At 58.8% G+C, this 18,475-nt stretch carries 16 protein-coding genes and 1 pseudogene; 15 read left to right on the plus strand and 2 right to left on the minus strand.

What is annotated here, in order from left to right:
* Positions 1 to 235: 235 nt before the first annotated feature.
* The 10 genes from KY084_RS07815 (at position 236) to KY084_RS07860 (ending at position 11,706) form a co-directional block, all read left to right on the plus strand.
* Positions 236 to 2,476: a TonB-dependent receptor gene (locus tag KY084_RS07815; RefSeq protein WP_219237883.1), complete on the plus strand. Its 2,241-nt coding sequence runs from the start codon at positions 236 to 238 to the stop codon at positions 2,474 to 2,476.
* A 127-nt stretch (positions 2,477 to 2,603) separates the two neighbouring features.
* Positions 2,604 to 4,262, plus strand: coding sequence for a GMC oxidoreductase (locus KY084_RS07820; RefSeq protein ID WP_219237884.1), 1,659 nt, complete (start codon positions 2,604 to 2,606; stop codon positions 4,260 to 4,262).
* A gap of 98 nt (positions 4,263 to 4,360) precedes the next feature.
* Entirely contained in the window at positions 4,361 to 5,644 is a 1,284-nt protein-coding gene (locus tag KY084_RS07825) for an MFS transporter (RefSeq protein ID WP_219237885.1), read from the plus strand.
* 3 nt (positions 5,645 to 5,647) lie between these two features.
* Positions 5,648 to 6,115 (plus strand): C-glycoside deglycosidase beta subunit domain-containing protein, encoded by a 468-nt coding sequence (locus tag KY084_RS07830; protein ID WP_219237886.1) that lies wholly within the window; start codon positions 5,648 to 5,650, stop codon positions 6,113 to 6,115.
* A gap of 57 nt (positions 6,116 to 6,172) precedes the next feature.
* Positions 6,173 to 6,841 carry a glutathione S-transferase family protein gene (locus KY084_RS07835; protein ID WP_219237887.1) on the plus strand — a complete coding sequence of 223 codons (669 nt, stop codon included), beginning with the start codon at positions 6,173 to 6,175 and terminating at the stop codon, positions 6,839 to 6,841.
* 58 nt (positions 6,842 to 6,899) lie between these two features.
* Entirely contained in the window at positions 6,900 to 8,039 is a 1,140-nt protein-coding gene (locus KY084_RS07840; RefSeq protein ID WP_219237888.1) for a sugar phosphate isomerase/epimerase family protein, read from the plus strand.
* Positions 8,040 to 8,050: 11 nt separating this feature from the next.
* On the plus strand, positions 8,051 to 9,226 hold the full coding sequence (locus KY084_RS07845; RefSeq protein WP_343227978.1) for a lactonase family protein: 1,176 nt from the start codon (positions 8,051 to 8,053) through the stop codon (positions 9,224 to 9,226).
* A gap of 9 nt (positions 9,227 to 9,235) precedes the next feature.
* Complete coding sequence (locus KY084_RS07850; protein WP_219237889.1) at positions 9,236 to 10,363, plus strand: Gfo/Idh/MocA family protein; 1,128 nt, start codon at positions 9,236 to 9,238, stop codon at positions 10,361 to 10,363.
* Positions 10,364 to 10,384: 21 nt separating this feature from the next.
* Entirely contained in the window at positions 10,385 to 11,410 is a 1,026-nt protein-coding gene (locus tag KY084_RS07855; protein WP_219237890.1) for a sugar phosphate isomerase/epimerase family protein, read from the plus strand.
* Complete coding sequence (locus KY084_RS07860) at positions 11,410 to 11,706, plus strand: DUF2218 domain-containing protein (protein WP_219237891.1); 297 nt, start codon at positions 11,410 to 11,412, stop codon at positions 11,704 to 11,706. Before KY084_RS07855 ends, KY084_RS07860 begins: the two co-directional genes overlap by 1 nt.
* Here the strand turns inward: KY084_RS07860 and KY084_RS07865 are convergent.
* Positions 11,643 to 12,617, minus strand: coding sequence for a LysR family transcriptional regulator (locus tag KY084_RS07865; RefSeq protein WP_219237892.1), 975 nt, complete (start codon positions 12,615 to 12,617; stop codon positions 11,643 to 11,645). The two genes, KY084_RS07860 and KY084_RS07865, sit on opposite strands and share 64 nt — an antisense overlap.
* A gap of 103 nt (positions 12,618 to 12,720) precedes the next feature.
* Between KY084_RS07865 and KY084_RS07870 the strand changes: the two genes are divergently transcribed.
* The 4 genes from KY084_RS07870 (at position 12,721) to purU (ending at position 17,270) form a co-directional block, all read left to right on the plus strand.
* Positions 12,721 to 13,980, plus strand: a complete 1,260-nt coding sequence (locus tag KY084_RS07870) for a gallate dioxygenase (protein WP_219237893.1) — start codon at positions 12,721 to 12,723, stop codon at positions 13,978 to 13,980.
* Positions 13,977 to 14,873, plus strand: a complete 897-nt coding sequence (locus KY084_RS07875) for a methylenetetrahydrofolate reductase (protein WP_219237894.1) — start codon at positions 13,977 to 13,979, stop codon at positions 14,871 to 14,873. The genes KY084_RS07870 and KY084_RS07875 overlap by 4 nt, the downstream gene beginning before the upstream one ends.
* On the plus strand, positions 14,848 to 16,284 hold the full coding sequence (locus KY084_RS07880) for an aminomethyl transferase family protein (RefSeq protein WP_246586979.1): 1,437 nt from the start codon (positions 14,848 to 14,850) through the stop codon (positions 16,282 to 16,284). Before KY084_RS07875 ends, KY084_RS07880 begins: the two co-directional genes overlap by 26 nt.
* Before the next feature lie 134 nt (positions 16,285 to 16,418).
* Complete coding sequence (gene purU, locus KY084_RS07885; RefSeq protein ID WP_219237895.1) at positions 16,419 to 17,270, plus strand: formyltetrahydrofolate deformylase; 852 nt, start codon at positions 16,419 to 16,421, stop codon at positions 17,268 to 17,270.
* Positions 17,271 to 17,309: 39 nt separating this feature from the next.
* Here the strand turns inward: purU and KY084_RS07890 are convergent, their stop codons facing one another.
* Complete coding sequence (locus KY084_RS07890; RefSeq protein WP_219237896.1) at positions 17,310 to 18,119, minus strand: NAD(P)-dependent oxidoreductase; 810 nt, start codon at positions 18,117 to 18,119, stop codon at positions 17,310 to 17,312.
* A 73-nt stretch (positions 18,120 to 18,192) separates the two neighbouring features.
* On the opposite strand from KY084_RS07890, the pseudogene KY084_RS16355 reads away from it, so the two are divergent.
* Positions 18,193 to 18,318 (plus strand): annotated as a pseudogene (locus KY084_RS16355) (integrase core domain-containing protein); the annotation flags it as partial.
* Positions 18,319 to 18,475 lie beyond the last annotated feature (157 nt).

Here is an 18,475-nt window from a genome sequence, read left to right on the forward strand (position 1 = left end):
CGAGGTGTTGCGACCATGTCACATCAAATTCGGGCTATGACTCGTGTCATCCAACAATCTATTCTGACACCTTTTTGCAGGAAAAATGCCTCAAGCGCACCGATAGTACATAAAACGAACAATAATGTTCTTGTGAATCGAAACAATAAACATTTATCCAAGCGGATGACCGCGCGAAGCCGCATAACGGCACGTTGCAGGGTCCAAAGTCACAGAACGTACTTCGGGAGGATGTATGAAGGTTGCTCGCACAGCGGCATCGGCCGTGGTAATTACCATTGCGCTGATCCAGACCACCCCAGCGTTCGCGCAGGACGCCAAAGCGCCTGCTGCCACTGACGCTGCCACCAAGGACCAGTCCTCCCCCCCGGAGGCCGCCGATGTTTCGAGCGACGAGATCGTTGTCACTGCTTTGCGGCGTGATACCACGCTTGAGCGTACTCCAGTTGCGATTTCGGCTGTCTCCGGCGCGCAACTCCTGTCGCAAGGTGTGACCCAGGCGAGCGATCTCACTAACGTATTGCCGAACGTCGAGAATTCGGTCGCGGGCTTTGCGATACGTGGTGTCTCAAGCTCGGATTTTCTTCCCAAAGGTGATCCTGCGACCGCATTCAATCTCAATGGCGTATATATCGCTCGTCCGGCCGAACAGCAGCTGGCGATGTTTGATGTTGACCGAGTGGAAGTGTTGCGGGGGCCGCAGGGAACGCTTTACGGTCGCAATGCCACGGCTGGTGTGATCAACGTGATTACCACGCCGCCTTCGAAAACGTTCGGGGGAAAGCTCTCCGCAGAATACGGAAATTACAATACAGTGCGCCTAAACGGTGCCGTAAACGCACCTCTGACCGACAATCTGGCGCTGCGCATTGCCGGCACGTACAACAACCATGATGGCTACACGAAAACCCGTGATGGAACGCGGGCGGTCGACGATCAGAATAATTTTGGCTTTCGCGGCAGCCTGCGCTGGGACATCGCGCCAGGAACCGATCTGCTGGTTATCGCCGATTATAGCAAGATCGACGAGGCGGGGCCGGCGTTCATCGCCTCAGATCGAGCTCTGGCACAGAATGACGACCATTCGCTCCGCTATGCGCTCCCCGGCTTGGACAATTACTACAAGTTGGAGGCGGGCGGCATCTCAGCGGAACTTAATTCCGATCTGGGCTTTGCCACGCTCACCTATATCGGGTCGTATCGGAAATCGGACCTCGACGTCCTGAGCTCACGCAACGACATCACTTCTACAGGCCAGGGCGACCGAGCCTACAGCTTGCACAAGCATAGCCAGGTCACGCAGGAACTGCGCCTTGCTTCGACGGGGTCGGGTCCGCTGCAATGGGTCGCTGGGCTTTACTATTTCCACGAGTATGAACCCTATACCGATTACCTGAACTTTTGCTGCGGCTTCACGGCCACCATCGGCTACAACATGGTGAGCAAGGCTGACACATATGCCGGCTTTGCGAATGCTACCTACTCAGTCCTGCCCGGCCTGCGCTTCACCGGTGGCTTGCGGCTTACTCGGGACAAAAAGTCGCGCATCGGCAAGACGGTGTTCGTGCCCTCGGCTCTCGGCGGCGGTTTGCCGTATAATGAACTGCCCGCAGTCGATAACATGTCGATCTTCGAGGGCCAGCCGGTGAACAACATCGCATATTATCCCGGTGGTGACGCCCCGGCCAACAAACTGACGTGGAAGGCCCAGATTGAGGGTGACTTGACCGATGATGTCGTGGCCTATGCCAAGGTTGAGACCGGATACAAGGCCGGCGGCTTCAATGATGGCACCGCCGATTCCACGAGCGCCGGCGCGCCCTTCGTATACCAGCCCGAACTCATCACTGACTATGAGGCGGGCGTGAAAGGGAGAGTTTTCGATCAAGCTCTCTATTTCGCGTTCAACATCTTCCACTACGATTACAAGAATCATCAAGTTAGTGCGGTTTCGCCCAGCGGTGGCGCGACAACCTTTAACGCCCCGGCCGCAATTACAGGTGCCGAACTTGAGGGCTCTCTGCGTATCGCCTCGACGACTCACGTGGATTACAGCGCATCGATCCTGCATACCGAGTACGGTAATTTTGTCCCAGGCACCTTGGTCGGTGACGACACCAATTTCAAAGGACAGGCGCTGGACTTTTCGCCGAAGTTCAATGGACGGATAGCGCTTAAACAGGATTTTCCGCTCTCCAACGGCGGTCGCATCACGGGGCAGGCGTCGCTCAAATATTCCAGTTCGTATCTGGTGACGGACTATATTCCTTCAGGCGGTTCGATCGTGCGCTATCGTCAAGACAGTTACACCCGTACCGATCTCTCACTAGGCTATTACGCCCCCGGGGACGACTGGTACATACAAGGCTACGCCGAAAACCTGGAAAACACGCGCCGCCTCGGAATCGTGGAAATCGGGGGCTTCACCCTGACCGACCCGTTCCAGTTCGGAGTTCGGGTAGGCTACAACTTTTGATTTCTCTGAACCGAAATGCCTGCTCCGGCCGCGGAAGCTGTCGCCTCATCGGCGACAGCGGGCGCGGGACAGGCCCTTCTGCGCGCGATGCGTGGGTTTTCAACGCCGGCAGGCGTACGTGAGTGACATGAAAAACAGCTACGATGCCATTGTGGTAGGCTCCGGGGCTTCCGGAAGTTTCGCGGTAAAGGAGTTGACCGAGCGCGGACTCGACGTTCTCCTGCTTGAGGCGGGACGTCCGATCAGTGACGCCGACTTTCCTGAAAATAAGTCCGGTCCGAAAGAAAAAGGCATCCAGCTTAGCGACCGATTGCGCGCTGCGCTCACTGGCCAGCCTATTCAGTCCAAAGTGGCTCTCTACGGCGCTCAGCAGCGGCATCTGTTCGTCGATGATCGCGAGCATCCATACAGCACGCCCAAGGATGCCCCATTCCTTTGGATAAGAGGAAAACAGCTTGGGGGCAGGCTGCACACCTTTGGTCGTGTTCTATTACGCTGGTCGGATTATGACTTCAAAGCCGCGAGCCGTGATGGACATGGCCAAGACTGGCCAATCGGTTATTCCGATCTCGAGCCCTGGTACGAAAGAGTTGAGAAACTCCTCCAAATCCGAGGATGTCCCGAGGGGATTCCCAATCTGCCAGACAGTCGTTTCGCCGGCCCATCCAAGCTCTCCGCCGCAGAGCGCGACTTCAAGACCGAGACCGAGCAGCGCTGGCCGTCGCGCAAAGCGATTTCGTGGCGATATATGCCGCCCAACATCCGCCGAGTGCCACAACCCATTCTCGATGCGCAAGAAACCGGCCGTTTAACGATACGCGCGGACGCGGTCGTCCGACGCGTTTTGACCGACCCAGAGTCAGGGCTCGCGACCGGTGTGGAATTCGCCGACCGCAGGTCGAAGGAGATACACATCGCTCATGCCGGATTGGTGATGCTGTGCGCTTCGCCGATCGAGTCAGTTCGCCTAATGCTCAACTCTGCGGGAGGACGACATCCTGCAGGTCTCGGCAATGCCTCAGGCAACCTCGGCCGCTATTTTCTCGACCAGACCATCTCAATGATCGCGGGCACCGTTCCGGGCCGCACCGGTAATGAAATCGAAGATAGCGTTCCGCCAGATCCGTTCTATGGCGTTTCCGGAGGCGTGTTCATCCCGCGCTTCGCTAATCTTGATAGCGTAACCGACAACCGCTTTTTACGCGGCTATGGGTATCAAGGGACGATTGGGCGTCTTTACTCGCCGCCTGATGCGCCAGCCAAGTTTGCCATCATGGGGTTTGGCGAAGTCCTTCCAAACGCCGACAATCGTGTCTCCTTGCATCACTCGCGTAAAGACCGCTGGGGCGTTCCAATTCCGCACATCGAAATTCGGATGCGCGAGAACGAGAATGCGATGGCGCGCGCACAAGCGGAGTCGATCTACGAGATGTGCGCTAACGCCGGTCTCGAGACCGAATGGGTAGCAACCTATCTTGGACTCGAAGAACATGGGCGCGGCGCGTTTCCTGACGCAAACTGGTTTAGCCGCATGCTCTTCCGGCTGAACTATCGCCGTTCAATGGCTCTTGGCGCGTGCATTCACGAGTCGGGAGGCGCACGCATGGGGACGAATCCAGCAAATTCGGTGCTTGATCCCCATAACCGCGTTTGGGGAGCGTCCAATGTCTATGTGACAGACGCAAGCGCCTTTGCGAGCGGCGGGTGTGCGGGCACCACGCTGACGGTAATGGCGCTGAGTTCTCGTGCTGCTGCCCACGCCGCAGAACAGCTTGGCCGCGTATGAAAACGCTTAGAAACCCAATGATTTCGATCGGGTCGGAAAGCCAAGTGCGCCTGCCAGTTATAGAAGGCCGGGCGCCTGCGCAAACGGAGTGGTCCTAGATGCAAGGTCCCGCAGTTATAGGTAACGTAGCTCTAAAACGACCTGCTACGGGTTGGGCGTTGCCGGTCCGCCTCAGTGCAATGATGCTGCTCGAACTGATGGTGTTCGGGGCGTGGCTGCCCACCCTGGGCTTGGTTCTCGCCTCGCATGGCGCTGCGTCAATTATTGGAAACGCCTATTTGCTTAGCGCAGTGGCTGCGATCGTTTCGCCGCTGTTTATGGGCGCAGTGGGCGATCGGTTCATCGCTCCGAGAAACTTGCTCGCGATCCTCCATGTCGCGGGCGCGGTGGTGATCGCCTCCGTGCCTACGGTGCTTGCAGCGGGAAACCTCTATCTCACGCTTGCTCTCTTGTTCGTTTACATGGCCTTGTTTCAGCCGACGCTAGGGCTCGCTAATTCGATTGCGCTGACGCTTCTTGGAGAGAATGCTCGCCTGTTCCCGTATGTGCGGGTGTTCGGGACAATTGGGTGGGTAACCGCTGGTCTTGGGGTGGGCACCCTCGGTTTTTCAGCTTCCGCGGGAGTATTTTATTTTGCCGCAGGAGCAGGCGTACTCCTTGCCGTCTACGCATTGACCATTCCGTACACTCCGCCGCCGTCGGCGGGTGCGAAGCTCGCTCTTGGCGACGCAATTGGCATCGACGCGCTCGTGCTGTTTCGTGACAGGCGTTTCGCGGTGCTGATGATCTGCATTCTGATGACCGCAATTTCACTGGGGTTCTACAATGCCTATGCCTCGCCGTACTTGGCAGCGCTCGGCATCGAGAACGTCGCAGGCCTTTTGGCGATCGGACAAATTTCCGAGGTCATCTTCATCATTACTATCCCATTCGCGCTGAGCCGGATCGGCATGAAATGGGCGTTGGCACTCGGAATGGCAACCTGGAGCGTGCGCTTCCTCCTCTTCATTCTCGCGGGGAAGGGCGTCCTCGGCGCGGCCATAGCCGGCGTGGCGCTACATGGCATCTGCGCTGACTATTTCATCGTTGTAGGTGCGATGTACATAGCGCGCCTGGCACCTGCGCATTTGGCGTCTCAAGCACAGAGCTGGCTCATTCTTATGATTTCCGGCTTCGGTGGGGCAATCGGTTCGGTTGCCTCGGGAGCCCTTTACGCAGCGAAAGTAGCGCCGGCCGAAGCAATAGGTGGCCCTTCTGCATGGGCCCCCCTTTGGTCGTTCCCAGTCGGACTGGCGATCCTCACCACGCTTGTCTGGATATTTCTTTTTCCGCGCAACATGCCCGAGCAGGAGCCAGTGGAACAAACGCAAACTCAAGGATAACACATGTTCGACAATTACCTCATTCGGGCCGACAGCCTCCGTAACGAGGTTGTGGACGGTACCGTCGTCGGCTTCAAAATGGCAGTGCGCATCGCAAACTACCGAGGCGTTTTTCTGTCGCTTCATACGGGCTACTTCCTCGAGGTTGATGGGGTGACCTATCCCCGCGAAGCGCAGAGTTTCGAGATCAACGGCAAACCCCCGCGCACATTCGAGGAAATAAAGAGTGCAGTGTGGGAACACTGGGATTTCGATGACGAAGCGATTCTGCACGTCGCTTGCCCTGGAGGTCTGGCGCCGGGCGAGCATACCGTGCGCTTTCAACAATGTGTCATCGCGGCTTACGGCTATCTTCCCACCGATAAGGTATGGGTCGAGACACCGCCCGAGCTGGGCACCGGGGCGGGTTCTGACAAAACGCCAAATGTCGTCAGTTACGTCCTGACCCTTGATGAAAAGCAGGACGTCTGAGGTGTTCGGCGTCGCCGCCAGTGTTTCCATTACGTCCTTGGCAAGGAGGCTCTGACATTGTCTGATATACTTCTCATCCATGCTCCCGGCGCTTGTTCACGCGTGACAATAACGGCACTCGAAGAGATCGGCCTCGAATTCGAAACGCTGCCCCTCAGTGAATTTCGCAAGTTCGACAGCAGCGACCAGCGAAGGTTCAATCCAACGGGAAAGGTGCCTGCATTGCGGATCGGAGAGCGCCTGCTCATGGAAAACGCAGCCATCCTGTTTCACCTGCATCGAAAATTTCCAGAGGCGGGTCTGCTTCCGGCTGAGGCAGACGAGTTTGGCTGCAACGCTGGGCTGCAGGATCTCATTTGGTGTGCCGCTTCGTTGCACCCTTTAACGCGTATGCTGCGCGCGCCGTATCGCTATGTGGACAATGACGACGAGGACAGCGTTCGGCGCAGCGGTGTCGTTGCATACGCCCCCGTTCTCGAAGCGATTTCAGCGAGACTTGAGCTTGGACGGTTTTGGTACGGCTCTGCCTGGTCCATCGTCGACACCTATCTTTTCTGGAATTACAGCACCGCGCAAAGCGGTGGGCTCGATTTGACTGATTGGCCCCTGCTCGAACGCCATGCCAGCGACGTGACCGCAAGACCGGCATTCCAAAGAGCGCGGGCGCGCGAGATAGCCGCAGTCGCCAAATACAAAATCGAGCTTCTCCCCGGGGTACAATTGTGAACGCGCTTTCGATGACGGACGAAAGCGAAACAGCTCTTCCAAAAATTAGGTGGTCGACATGAAACTCGGCGTTTCGCTTTACAGCTATCAGCAGTCCCAGTTCTTTCGCGAACTCACGCTAGAGGATCAGATCCGCGAGGTCGGCGAGCATCTGCCCTATGCGGATGGCATCGAGATCGTCGACGAGATGAGCTTGCGCTACCCGGATCCGGGCGAGGATTTCGTATCGCGCTGGTTCATGTGGATGGAACGTTATGGAACCGTTCCCGTGACGATGGACGTCTCCTTCGACGTGCTCCAGTTTCGGGACCATGTGATGAGCTACGACGAGGTCACCGAGCGTCTGGAGCGTGACCTGCGGCTGGCCAAGCGGTTGGGATTTTCCAATGTGCGGGTGCTTTCAACTTGCCCCATCGAGGTCTTGATCGCGGCGCTTCCGCTTGCGGAAGAGCTGGATTTGCGGCTGGGCAAGGAAGTCCATCAGCCGATGCGCCTGGAGGGGCGCCAGGTCGGCGAGATCGTCGAATATGTCGAGCGCAGCGGCACGCATCATCTCGGCATCGTTCCTGATTTTGGTATCTTTGGATTTCGACCAAGCGAAGTGCTGCTCGCCCAGTATGAACGACGCGGTGCCAGCCGGGAGGCAAGCGCTGCGTCCGTCGAGCTTTCGGCTATGCTGCAAGCGGGCACTGCCCCCTTTGCGCTTGACGACGTGTCGAACCAGACGGCCGGCAATCTGCGTGTCGCGTGGAAAAATTTCGTTAGCCGAGGCGGGTGCGAAGCCGGACTCGCCAAGCCCTTTGCCGCCCTCAAGGCATTCGCAGAATCGCGAGTGATCGAGCCGACCGAAATCGATTATGTCGTCGTCGCCGAAGCGATCATGCAATCGAACACCTCGCTCGAAACGATGCGCGAACTCGCGAAGCACGTGATCAGTTGCCACGGGAAATTCAACAACATGTCTCCCGTCCCAAATTCCCCCGGCGAGTTCCATGATCTTGCCATCGATACCGCCGGCGCAATCGCCGCCCTCAGGGAAGGGGGCTTCGAAGGGTATGTGAATACCGAATATGAGGGACAGCGATATTCGCAGGACCGGACCCGAGCGGAGATGATGGATGAAGTAGAGCAGGTGCGCCGCCATCAAGCGATGCTGCGACGCCTGATTGGAGTAACTGCCGACGCCGGAGCGCAATAGTGCCTCGCTTAGTGGCCTATGTCGGCACGTACGGTGTTTCGCCTGATGCGCGCGGGGGCGGCATTTTTTCGTTTCATGTCGCCTCCGGAGGCGCAGCGCTCACGGCACTTGGCCATGCAGCCGAGCCGAAGGATGCCGGCTATCTGCTTCATGCTCCGGAGACAAATACCCTTTATGCGGTCGACGAGCGAAAGACAGACGGACGCGGGCCAGTGGACAAACCCGCAGCAGTTCATGCACTCGCGATCGACCGCGAGACCGGAAAACTGAGTTGGCTGAACGCGCGGATCGCTCCCGGACCCCGGCCCACCTTTCTCGACCACCACCCGGAAAAGCGCTTTCTGGTCAGCGCCAATCACGGCGACTTCCAGCATGTTGAGAAGGTGGTCCAGGCGGAGGACGGGAGTTGGTCGGTCGAATATGTTTACGATGATTCCACTGCGATCCTCTTTGCTCTCGAGGACGATGGACGTATCAGCGGCATCACCGGCCTGCAGGTCCTTTCGGGACGCGGAACCGATCCCAACTCATCACCGCAAAATGGCGGGCATGCCCAGTCCAATCCGCACGCGCACTGCGCCGTTATCGATCCGTCGGGAAATTACGTGCTGGTGTGCGACAAAGGAACGGACCGCATTCTGGTCCTCGACCTCTCGCCCGGCTTAAACATCGTTTCCGAGTTCAAATTTCCCCCGGAAACGGGCGCGCGCCACCTTGCATTCGACAAGACGGGCCGAATGGCCTTTGCGACCCTGGAATTCGCGTCGGAGCTAGCCAGTCTCCGCTTCGATCCTGCCACGGGTGAACTCGAACTGGTCGAGCGCGTTTCGACCGTCACCGCCGGCTATCGGGGCACGAACGAGCCTGCTGAGGTCCGTGTCCATCCCGGCGGTGGCCTTGTCTATGTGAACAACCGGGGGGAGGACAGTCTCGCCTGGTTCCGAATAGAGCCGGACGGCCATTTGACGCGACAGGGGGCAGTGACGCTCTCACCGTCGGTCCATCCAGGCCTCGCAGCAAGAAGCTTCACCTTCGCGAGCGATGGTTCGTTTCTGCTGGTAGCGGACCGCCCGGCCGATCTTGTGCGCTCCTATTCGGTCAATCCGGATACCGGGGCCCTGACCTGGTTGACGCAGACGAGCGTCCCGGACCCGGCCTTCATAGCATTGGTCGAACTTGATGATTGAGAATTGCGTATGAAGAAGCCGCTTCGCATTGCCATTCTGGGTGCCGGTATGATCGGGCAGATTCACCGGCGCGCTGCATTGCTCGCCGGAGGCGAGGTGATAGGGGTGATGGCATCCTCGCCGGCGCGCAGTGAAGAGGTTGCGCTGCAATGGAATATTGCGGCCATCGGGTCACTCGATGAACTTGCTGCGCATTGTCCCGATGTCGTGCATATTTGTAGTCCGAACGCGCTGCATGCGCGGCACGTCGAAGCGGCAGTGGCGGCAGGCGCTCATGTGATTTGCGAGAAGCCGCTCGCTGTCGGCAGCGACGAAGCGGAAAGGCTTTTCGACCTTGCCGCGGCCCATGAAAAAATCGCAACGGTTCCGTTCGTATACCGCTTTCACCCGCTTGTCCGGGAAATCCGCGCACGCGTCATTTCAGGTGATTTCGGCAACTGGCAGCTTCTGCACGGATCCTACCTGCAGGACTGGCTTTTGTCGCCCGATGCGACAAGCTGGCGGGTCGATTCCGCCGTCGGCGGACCCTCGCGCGCCTTTGCGGACATCGGCTCCCACTGGTGCGATCTCATGGAGTTTGTCAGCGGGGAGCGAATTGCCAGTCTGATGGCCGCAATGACTACTACCGTGCCGGAGCGACCGGCTTCCACGTCGATGACCTTCGGTGGAGAAGGTTCGGGCCCCAAGGTGGCGGTGGATACCGAAGACGCCGCGACAATCATGTTCCGCACACGGTCGGGTGTCCTTGGATCTGCCGTGATTTCGCAAGTTTCCGCAGGGCGAAAGAACCGGCTTTGGTTCGAATTCGACGGGGCAAGGCAATCCGTCGTTTTCGATCAGGAAAACCCGGAAACAATATGGCTTGGGAGCGAGGCTTCCGTCGAAATGCTTCAGCGTGACCCCGGTAGGGGGGCTGCCGATGCGCGCCGTTTGTCGACGCTGCCGCCAGGACACGCGCAAGGTTATGCACAGTGTTTCGAGAATTTCGTCGCCGACACCTATGACGCGGTTCGAGGCGGGAAGCCCGACGGCCTGCCGACATTCAGCGATGGTCTCCGATCCGCGCGCATTATCGACGCAGTCATCGCCTCGGCCCGAGATGGCCGGTGGGTCGACGTACCTGCGGATGCAATCTGAAACGTAACAGGAGGGTCCGTCATGACCACTTCATCGCCTCCCGTAACCCTTTTCACAGGGCAGTGGGCCGATCTGAAACTGGAAGAAGTCGCCCGCCTTGCTGCTGGGTGGGGCTATGATGGCCTTGAGATCGCTTGTTCGGGTGAACATCTCGATGTCTGGCGCGCGGCGGAAGATGATAACTATCTTGCTGAGCGGCGATCGATACTCGATGCGCACGGGCTCCAGCTATTTGCGATCTCCAACCATCTAACGGGCCAGGCGGTCTGTGACGACCCGATCGACTTTCGCCACCAAGCGATCGTGAGACCCAGGGTCTGGGGCGATGGCAACGGAGAGGGCGTGCGCCGACGCGCGGCCGAGGAAATGAAACTCACCGCGAAGGTCGCTCGCAAACTCGGTGTCGACACGGTAGTCGGCTTCACCGGCTCGAAGATTTGGCCCTATGTCGCGATGTTTCCGCCCGTTCCCGACGAAGTGATCGAGCACGGCTTCGTGGATTTTGCGGATCGGTGGAATCCGATACTCGACGTTTTTGATGACGAGGGCGTGCGTTTTGCCCATGAGGTGCATCCAGGCGAGATCGCCTACGACTATTGGTCGAGCAAGCGAACGCTGGAGGCACTGGAGCATCGCAAGGCCTTTGGGTTCAATTGGGACCCATCACACATGATGTGGCAGAATATCGATCCGGTCGGCTTCATCGTCGATTTTGCCGACCGCATCTATCATGTTGATTGCAAGGACACGCGGCTGAGACCGAACAACGGGCGTGCGGGCGTCATGGGCTCGCACCTGCCTTGGGGGGATCCACGCCGCGGCTGGGATTTCGTATCGACTGGGCATGGCGATGTTCCCTGGGAAGACGCGTTTCGAGCGCTGCGTTCGAGCGGATATGCGGGCCCGATTTCGATCGAATGGGAAGATGCGGGCATGGACCGTCTTCACGGCGCCGCCGAAGCCGTCGGTTTTGTCCGTTCGCTGCTGTGGGAGTTACCTGCGGTGCGGTTCGACGACGCATTCAATCAGGGACGGGAGAAAAATTGATGGCTGTCACATCAAAAGCCTCGGTCGTCTGCGAGAAACCGTCACGTTATCTCAAGCAGTTGGTTAGCCATTGGAGACACCGGATGCCGGCAAGCTGGGAGGATAGTGTCGCCACCTTTCCCTTTCCCGACGGACCACGAGCGACGATGGCCGCACGCAATGACGGTATCGATATCACCTTGCTGACCGACGACCAGGAAAAGGACGAGGTAATGCGAGGTGTCATCGAACGTCATCTCGATCGATTTGCGTTTCGCGAAGCGCCCCTGGATTTCGACTGGTCGGTCAATTGTTGACCGGCCGAGGCCTTGGCGTCGGGGCGATGACAGATTTCGTCAAGGAAATTGATTACCGCGCGAAACCGTGGTGAAAGCAGGCGGCTACCTGGAAAGACCACCGCCAGCCGGGCAGCTTCCTCGGCAAATTGAACGCGCTCCCATACTTCTACAAGCGTGCCTTCTCGCAGGGCGGTTTCGCAGTAGCGTTCCGGGAGAAACGAGACTCCAAGCCCGGCTTTCACCGCTTCTCGTACGGTAAGCGGATCGTTGGCGCGCAAACCGCGAGAAGGCAGCGCCAGCCGCTGGCCGATGCCATCGAGATTGAGTGAAATTGACGTGCCGGCGAATCTACTTTCATAGATTTTGAGATCGCCGAAATCGGACGGCGGGGCGTCCGTCAGCTTATGCTTTGCCGCAAAATCAGGGCTTGCGACCCATAGAAGGCGCCCGCCGAGCAAGACCTTTTGCATGAGCGTTGAATCAGGTTGAGGACCTCCAACCACGGCCATGTCGCATTCGTCGCTGCCGAGCCCGCCGCGCGACGGAACCACCAGCTCAAGCGCGATTTCCGGATAGGCTTCCGCGAATTCGTTCAGTCTTGGAGCAAAAATCTCCCGGCAGAAGGCCGCGGGCAGCGACAAGGTGACCTGACCTGCCGGTTCGGTGCGCAGCCCTTGGGCCAGGGCATCTGCTTCCTCTGCGAGTTCGAGGATGACAGCCGCGCGCGCATGAAATGCTTCGCCTTCGGGTGTAACGCGCATGCGCCGCGAGGTGCGTTCGATCAGCAGCAGTCCGACATCGCGTTCGAGCCGTGCCAGCGCCTTGCTTACGCTGGATTTCGGACATTCCAGTTTCGCCGCTGCGGCAGAAATTCCGCCCGCGTCGACCACCGCACAGAACATGATGAGGTCGTCAATCCGCCAGCGCATCGTCGTTTCCAATAGTGGACAATGTGTTCACGAGTCAGGAATTGTTCCCAAACCGTCAAGTCCTTACGGTGAATAAAAATAATAGCAGAGCTAGGAGAGCGATATGGCTACGCTTGTCGGCGGCATCGGTGCGTCTCATTCACCGACCATTGGATTTGCCAAGGATACCAACAAGCAGTCTGATCCCGTCTGGGCTCCAATCTTTGCAGGGTTCGACGCGATCCGAAAATGGGTTCGAGAGCAGCGGATCGACGTAATCTTCATGATCTACAACGATCATGTGACCTCATTCTTCTTTGATCAGTATCCAGCCTTCTGCCTAGGCGTCGACGACGAATACCGGCCCGCGGATGAAGGCGGTGGCCCCAGGCGTGTGCCCCCGGCCCGCGGACATGCCCAGTTCGCCCGGTATATCGGCGCCTCGCTGATGACTGATGAATTTGACATGTCATTTTTCCAGAACAAGCCCCTGGACCACGGATGCCTCTCGCCGCTGGGCATGCTGTCCGGCCCCGATGGAAATTGGGACGGCGCGATCATCCCGCTCCAAGTGGGCGTACTCCAACTGCCCATCCCCAGCGCCAAACGGTGCTGGAAGCTGGGCAAGGCCCTGCGCCGCGCTATCGAATCCTATCCCGAAGATTTGCGGGTGGCGGTGATGGCGACGGGGGGCCTTTCTCATCAGGTCCATGGCGAGCGAGCAGGGTTCATCAACGAAGCATGGGATGATGAATTCCTGAACCTGCTGGAAAGGGACCCCGCCCAGCTTGCCGGAATGACGATCGCCGAACTGGCTGAGCGCGGCGGCTGGGAAGGCTCTGAAGTGATTATGTGGCTGATCATGAGGGGCGCTTTGTCGGACCATGTCCGGCTGGTGCACAAAGCGAACTATGCTCCCTCGATCACCAATATTGCTACCCTGGTCTTTGAAGACACGGCTTCGGCGGCCACTGAGGCAGAGAACGACAAGCATCGTGAGCGGATCGGACGAGAAGTGGCCGGGGCCGAACGGCTTGAAGGGACATATCCCTTCACCCTTGCCCGAAGCCACGCAAACTACCGCATCAACGATTTTCTTCACCGCCTGATCGAGCCGCAACACCGCGCGCGTTTCCTGAGCGACTTCGAGGCGCTGGCCGATGAATATGGCCTGGAGGACGAGGAGAAGGCCCTGATCCGCGACCGACGTTGGCTGGACATGGTCCAACGCGGCGTCAGCTTCTTCATGCTCGAGAAGATGGCTGCGGTTGTCGGAGTGCCGAATCCGGAAATCTATGCGAGTTTTCGGGGCGAAACGCTCGACGAGTTTCTGGCGACGCGCAAGGCGGCGATTACATATTCGGTTGCCGGCGACGCCAAATGAGTGCGGGAGCGAACGGTGGTCGGCCGATCGTTCATCCGGCGTGGCTTGCGCCCCACGAAACCCTGATCGAGGGCTATTCGCTCGAAGTTACGGCAAAGGACATCGATGCTTTGATAGCCGCGGCACCTCGCATCTGGTCCGGCGCGCCGATTGCAGTGCCGTATTTGCCAAATGAGAGTCACGAGGCGCGCGTTGCTGCAGCAAAAGCAGTTCGGGAATTGGGGTTCGAGCCGATGCCCCATTTCTCGGCACGTCGCATCGAATCGCGCGAAGAATTTGCGCGCTTCCTCCATAGTGCGGTTCGCGAAGCGGGCGTTGAAAGATGCTTCGTGGTGGCCGGCGATCCCGCAGAACCCGAAGGTCCGTTTGCCGATAGCATGGCGATGATCGAAACCGGAGCTTTCGAGGCCGCAGGGGTAAAGGTCATCGGGGTAGGCGGGCACCCGGAGGGGCATCCGGTGATGTCGCCTGCTCAATGCTGGCAGGCGCTCGAGACCAAATGTGCTGCGATCGAAGCGCGTTCGATGGCTCCCCTTATCGTGACCCAATTTGCCTTCGAAGCGGATGCTATCCTTTCCTGGTTACAGGAACTCCGAGCGCGCGGGTTGGACTATCCGGTTCGTATCGGTGTTCCCGGGCCGGCAGGCATCAAGACCCTTATCCGCTTTGCCGCGATGTGCGGCGTGGGCGCCTCCGCCGCAGTCCTATCTAAATATGGCATTTCGCTTGGGCGGCTCGTCGGTCCCGCCGGGCCCGACAGGTTTCTAGACGCGCTTCGCAAGGGGCTGGGGCCCGAGCACGGAGCCGTGCGCCTACATTTCTATCCGTTCGGTGGAATCGCCAAAACGATCGATTGGATCACTGCATATGCCGCCCGCCGAGCGGCCTCGTGATGTCAAAACCTTCCTGAACAAATCCTGGAGAAACTTTATGGGCACCCTGCAAGACAAGATTGATCGGTCCGGCGGAGCGCTGAACATGCTGCAAAATTCGCAAATCGGCCAATATGTCTTCCCGATCGCACCAGAATTTTCGAACTGGCGTGACGAATGCGAAGCGTGGGCAAACACCGCCGTACTGCTCGATCAGTCCCACCATATGACGGACCTGTACGTCGAAGGCCCGGACACCATCCGCCTGCTGTCCGACTTGGCGATCAACAACTTTAAGACTTTCGGGCGTAACAAGGCCAAGCAACTCGTAACTTGCAATCATGAGGGACAGGTCATCGGCGATGCCGTGCTGTTCGGACTCGACGACTTCCGAGTTAACGTGGTGGGTCGGCCGCATGTGCCGAACTGGGTTCAGTTCAACGCCGTCAAGGGAAACTATGACGTCGTCGTCGAACGCGACGAGCGTACGCTTGGCAACAACCGTGGCCGTCGTTCCTTCCGGTTCGAAGTGCAGGGCCCCAATGCATGGGCAATCCTCGAAAAGCTCAATGGCGGGCCAATCGAGGACATCAAGTTCTTTTCGATGGGTAAGATCAAGATCAATGGCCGTAACGTGCGCGCGCTAAAGCACGGCATGGCCGGTGCACCCGGGCTGGAACTATTCGGTCCCGCCGAGGAAGCCGAAGAGGTGCGCGCGGCAATTCTCGAAGCGGGGCGCGACTTCGGTCTCCTGCAGGGCGGAGCGCGAGCATATTCGACGGCGAGCACGGAGTCGGGTTGGTTCGCTTCGGTGCTGCCGGCGATCTACTCCGATCCGCAGCTTGCCGACTATCGCCGCTGGTTGCCCGACAAGGGCTTTGAAGCAAACGCCTCGCTCGGCGGAAGCATGGTCAGTGATCAAATCGAGGACTTTTACATCACGCCTTGGGATGCCGGCTACAAGTTCATCGACTTCAATCATGATTTCATCGGCCGCGACGCTCTATTGGCAAAGCAGGAGGCGCCGCACCTTCGCAAGGTTACGCTGGTCTGGGACAATGATGATGTCGTCGACATCTTCCGTTCCCAGTTCAACGAGGGAGATGAGCGTTTCAAGTTCATGGAAGCGCCGGCCGCATATTATGCGACCTTCCCGTTCGATGCGGTCACCGCGAATGGGTCGCCGGTCGGGTTTTCCACCTATGTAGTCTACAGCTCAAACGCTCGCCGTTGGATATCCCTCGCGCTTGTCGATGCAAGTGTCGCCGAGGGGGATACCGTTGAAGTGACGTGGGGCGAGCCAAATGGCGGATCGAACCGGCCGGTCGTCGAACGCCATAAGCAAACTCAGGTGCGCGCAGTGGTGGCCCCAAGTCCCGTCGCCTCGAAGATTCGTCAGGGATATCGACCCTATCAGGTCGAAGCAGCCTGACCGCTGCACCAACCGATTCAAATCTGATCCGCGTTGGTCCCGCCCGTTCATCTCCGGGCGGGACCGGGCGGCGTCGTCCAATTGCTCCGTACAGATTTTCCGGAGGCTGGGGCGATCCTGCAAAGGACTATTCGATGGCCAATTATACGCTGCGACTGCAATGCGCCGATCGCCATGGCATTGTCGCCAGGGTGGCCGGCTTTCTGTGCGACCAAGAGTGCAACATCGTCGCCGCGCAGCAATATGATGATCCCGGAAACGGGCGCTTTTTCATGCGAGTCGTCTTCACGCCGGGTTCGGTCTCGTTGAGCGACTTGCAGCAGCGCTTTGTCGCAGTTGCCGAGGAATTCGGGATGGTATGGGAACTCCGCGACAACGCGGTTCCCAAAAAGGTCGTGCTCATGGTTTCGCGGTTCGATCATTGTCTCGGAGATCTCCTCTACCGCTACCGGATCGGCGAACTGAACATGGAAGCGGTCGGAATCATTTCGAACCATCCGAGAGACGCCATGACCACGTCACTGATCGGCGACATTCCCTTTCATCATTTTCCGATCACCCGTGAAACCAAGCCCCAGCAGGAAGCGCAGATCAAGGCGGTGGTGGAAGATACCGGTGCGGATTTGGTGGTGTTGGCGCGCTACATGCAGATCCTTTCGGATGATCTTGCATCGTTCCTCTCGGGACGCTGCATCAACATTCACCACAGTTTTCTTCCCGGCTTCAAGGGTGCCAAACCCTATCACCAGGCGTTCGAGCGCGGCGTCAAGATGATCGGCGCGACCGCGCATTACGTCACGGCTGACCTCGATGAGGGCCCTATCATCCATCAGGATGTCGAATCGATCAGCCATGCGGATTCGGCCGAGGATCTCGTACACAAGGGGCGCGATATCGAACGTCGGGTCATCGCAGAAGCAGTTCGACACCATCTCGAAGACCGCGTCTTCCTGAACGGCCATCGGACGGTCGTGTTCAAGGCATAGCCAGAACGGTATAATGACCGTGACAATCGATGATCAGGCTCATGCGGCTCCCCTTTCGGCTTCCTCCGGCTGCGCCGCTTCGCGCTGGCGGAACACCGTGCCGTTCGTCATGATCGGTTCGACGCCCAGAGCGGAGAGCGTTCTGGCCGATTCTTCCATTTCTGCCGCGCGGCGCAAGCCATGGGTGGCCATTCGCTCGCGGTTATAGGCGGCGCGTTCGGCCCAGCCGATGCGCTTCTCGCTGGCGTCGAGCGAGGCAAGCACCTCGTCGGCAACCCCCGCTGCTTCGGCCGCGGCCATCATCTCGTCGGTGAGCGCCTCGATGCCCTTTACCATGACCGAGCGGATCATCTTGATCGCCGAGGCGCGTCCGATCTCTTCGCCGACGATAGTGATGTTGGTGAAGCCTGCGGCCGAAAGGCGACCGCGCGCCTCAACCGCGTTCGGCCCAGCGACGAGCAGCGGAACCACCATTCGTGCAGGTTTGACGGGCGCCAGCACCGCAACGTCGATATAGTTCCCACCGGCAGTATGAACCGCCTCCGCGGCCGCCTGCTTGGTTTCGGGCGCAACGGAATTCATGTCGCACCAGAGCGCGCCCGGTTTGAGATAGCGGGCATAGTCACGCGCTGCCTCGAGCGCCTGTTGCGCCGTCACCAGCGAAAGCACCAGCGGCGTATCGACAAGCGTGGAAATAGCATCGTTCATCGCGAGCAGCCCCACTTTCTCGATCGCCGCTCGTCGGTCGGCGCGAATGTCGAATGCGGCGGCGTGGCCTTTCCAGCCAGCGGCCAGCGCGAAAGCTTCTCCCGCTTCGCCGAAACCGATTAATGCGACATCATTAGCCATGCCGCTCAAACTGCCGCATGCGCGTGAAAGGCTCCAATGAATAGCCCGTGCCACCCATTAGATTTTACGAATCCTGAAGCGCGAAGCAGCGACGCGGCCTTCCTCGACCCAGAAGGCGTAACTGGCCCGGCTCGAGCGCTTCCGCCAGATATTCAACGACGAACGTCCGCATGAAGCCCTGGGCCAGATCCCGCCGGCGAGGAGGCTATATCAGCCTCAAGGAAGCGAGTAATACCAGAGCGCATTGATCAGAACCCATGTGCCCATTGTCGCAGTCCGATGGACATGATGGGCAATGGCTGGTCGGCAAGCTTGTTCCAGGCGTGGCAGCAATGGTCGACGATATCGTCGCAGGA

Source organism: Stakelama flava (assembly GCF_019351405.1).
Classification (GTDB): Bacteria; Pseudomonadota; Alphaproteobacteria; order Sphingomonadales; family Sphingomonadaceae; genus Sphingomonas; species Sphingomonas flava_A.

Excerpts from the sequence above, each read along its gene's own strand:
- KY084_RS07815 (WP_219237883.1), top strand. The coding sequence starts at position 236 with ATGAAGGTTGCTCGCACAGCGGCATCGGCCGTGGTAATTACCATTGCG.
- KY084_RS07820 (WP_219237884.1), top strand. The coding sequence starts at position 2,604 with ATGAAAAACAGCTACGATGCCATTGTGGTAGGCTCCGGGGCTTCCGGA.
- KY084_RS07825 (WP_219237885.1), top strand. The coding sequence starts at position 4,361 with ATGCAAGGTCCCGCAGTTATAGGTAACGTAGCTCTAAAACGACCTGCT.
- KY084_RS07830 (WP_219237886.1), top strand. The coding sequence starts at position 5,648 with ATGTTCGACAATTACCTCATTCGGGCCGACAGCCTCCGTAACGAGGTT.
- KY084_RS07840 (WP_219237888.1), top strand. The coding sequence starts at position 6,900 with ATGAAACTCGGCGTTTCGCTTTACAGCTATCAGCAGTCCCAGTTCTTT.
- KY084_RS07850 (WP_219237889.1), top strand. The coding sequence starts at position 9,236 with ATGAAGAAGCCGCTTCGCATTGCCATTCTGGGTGCCGGTATGATCGGG.
- KY084_RS07855 (WP_219237890.1), top strand. The coding sequence starts at position 10,385 with ATGACCACTTCATCGCCTCCCGTAACCCTTTTCACAGGGCAGTGGGCC.
- KY084_RS07860 (WP_219237891.1), top strand. The coding sequence starts at position 11,410 with ATGGCTGTCACATCAAAAGCCTCGGTCGTCTGCGAGAAACCGTCACGT.
- KY084_RS07865 (WP_219237892.1), bottom strand. The coding sequence starts at position 12,617 with ATGCGCTGGCGGATTGACGACCTCATCATGTTCTGTGCGGTGGTCGAC.
- KY084_RS07870 (WP_219237893.1), top strand. The coding sequence starts at position 12,721 with ATGGCTACGCTTGTCGGCGGCATCGGTGCGTCTCATTCACCGACCATT.
- KY084_RS07875 (WP_219237894.1), top strand. The coding sequence starts at position 13,977 with ATGAGTGCGGGAGCGAACGGTGGTCGGCCGATCGTTCATCCGGCGTGG.
- KY084_RS07880 (WP_246586979.1), top strand. The coding sequence starts at position 14,848 with ATGCCGCCCGCCGAGCGGCCTCGTGATGTCAAAACCTTCCTGAACAAA.
- purU (WP_219237895.1), top strand. The coding sequence starts at position 16,419 with ATGGCCAATTATACGCTGCGACTGCAATGCGCCGATCGCCATGGCATT.
- KY084_RS07890 (WP_219237896.1), bottom strand. The coding sequence starts at position 18,119 with ATGGCTAATGATGTCGCATTAATCGGTTTCGGCGAAGCGGGAGAAGCT.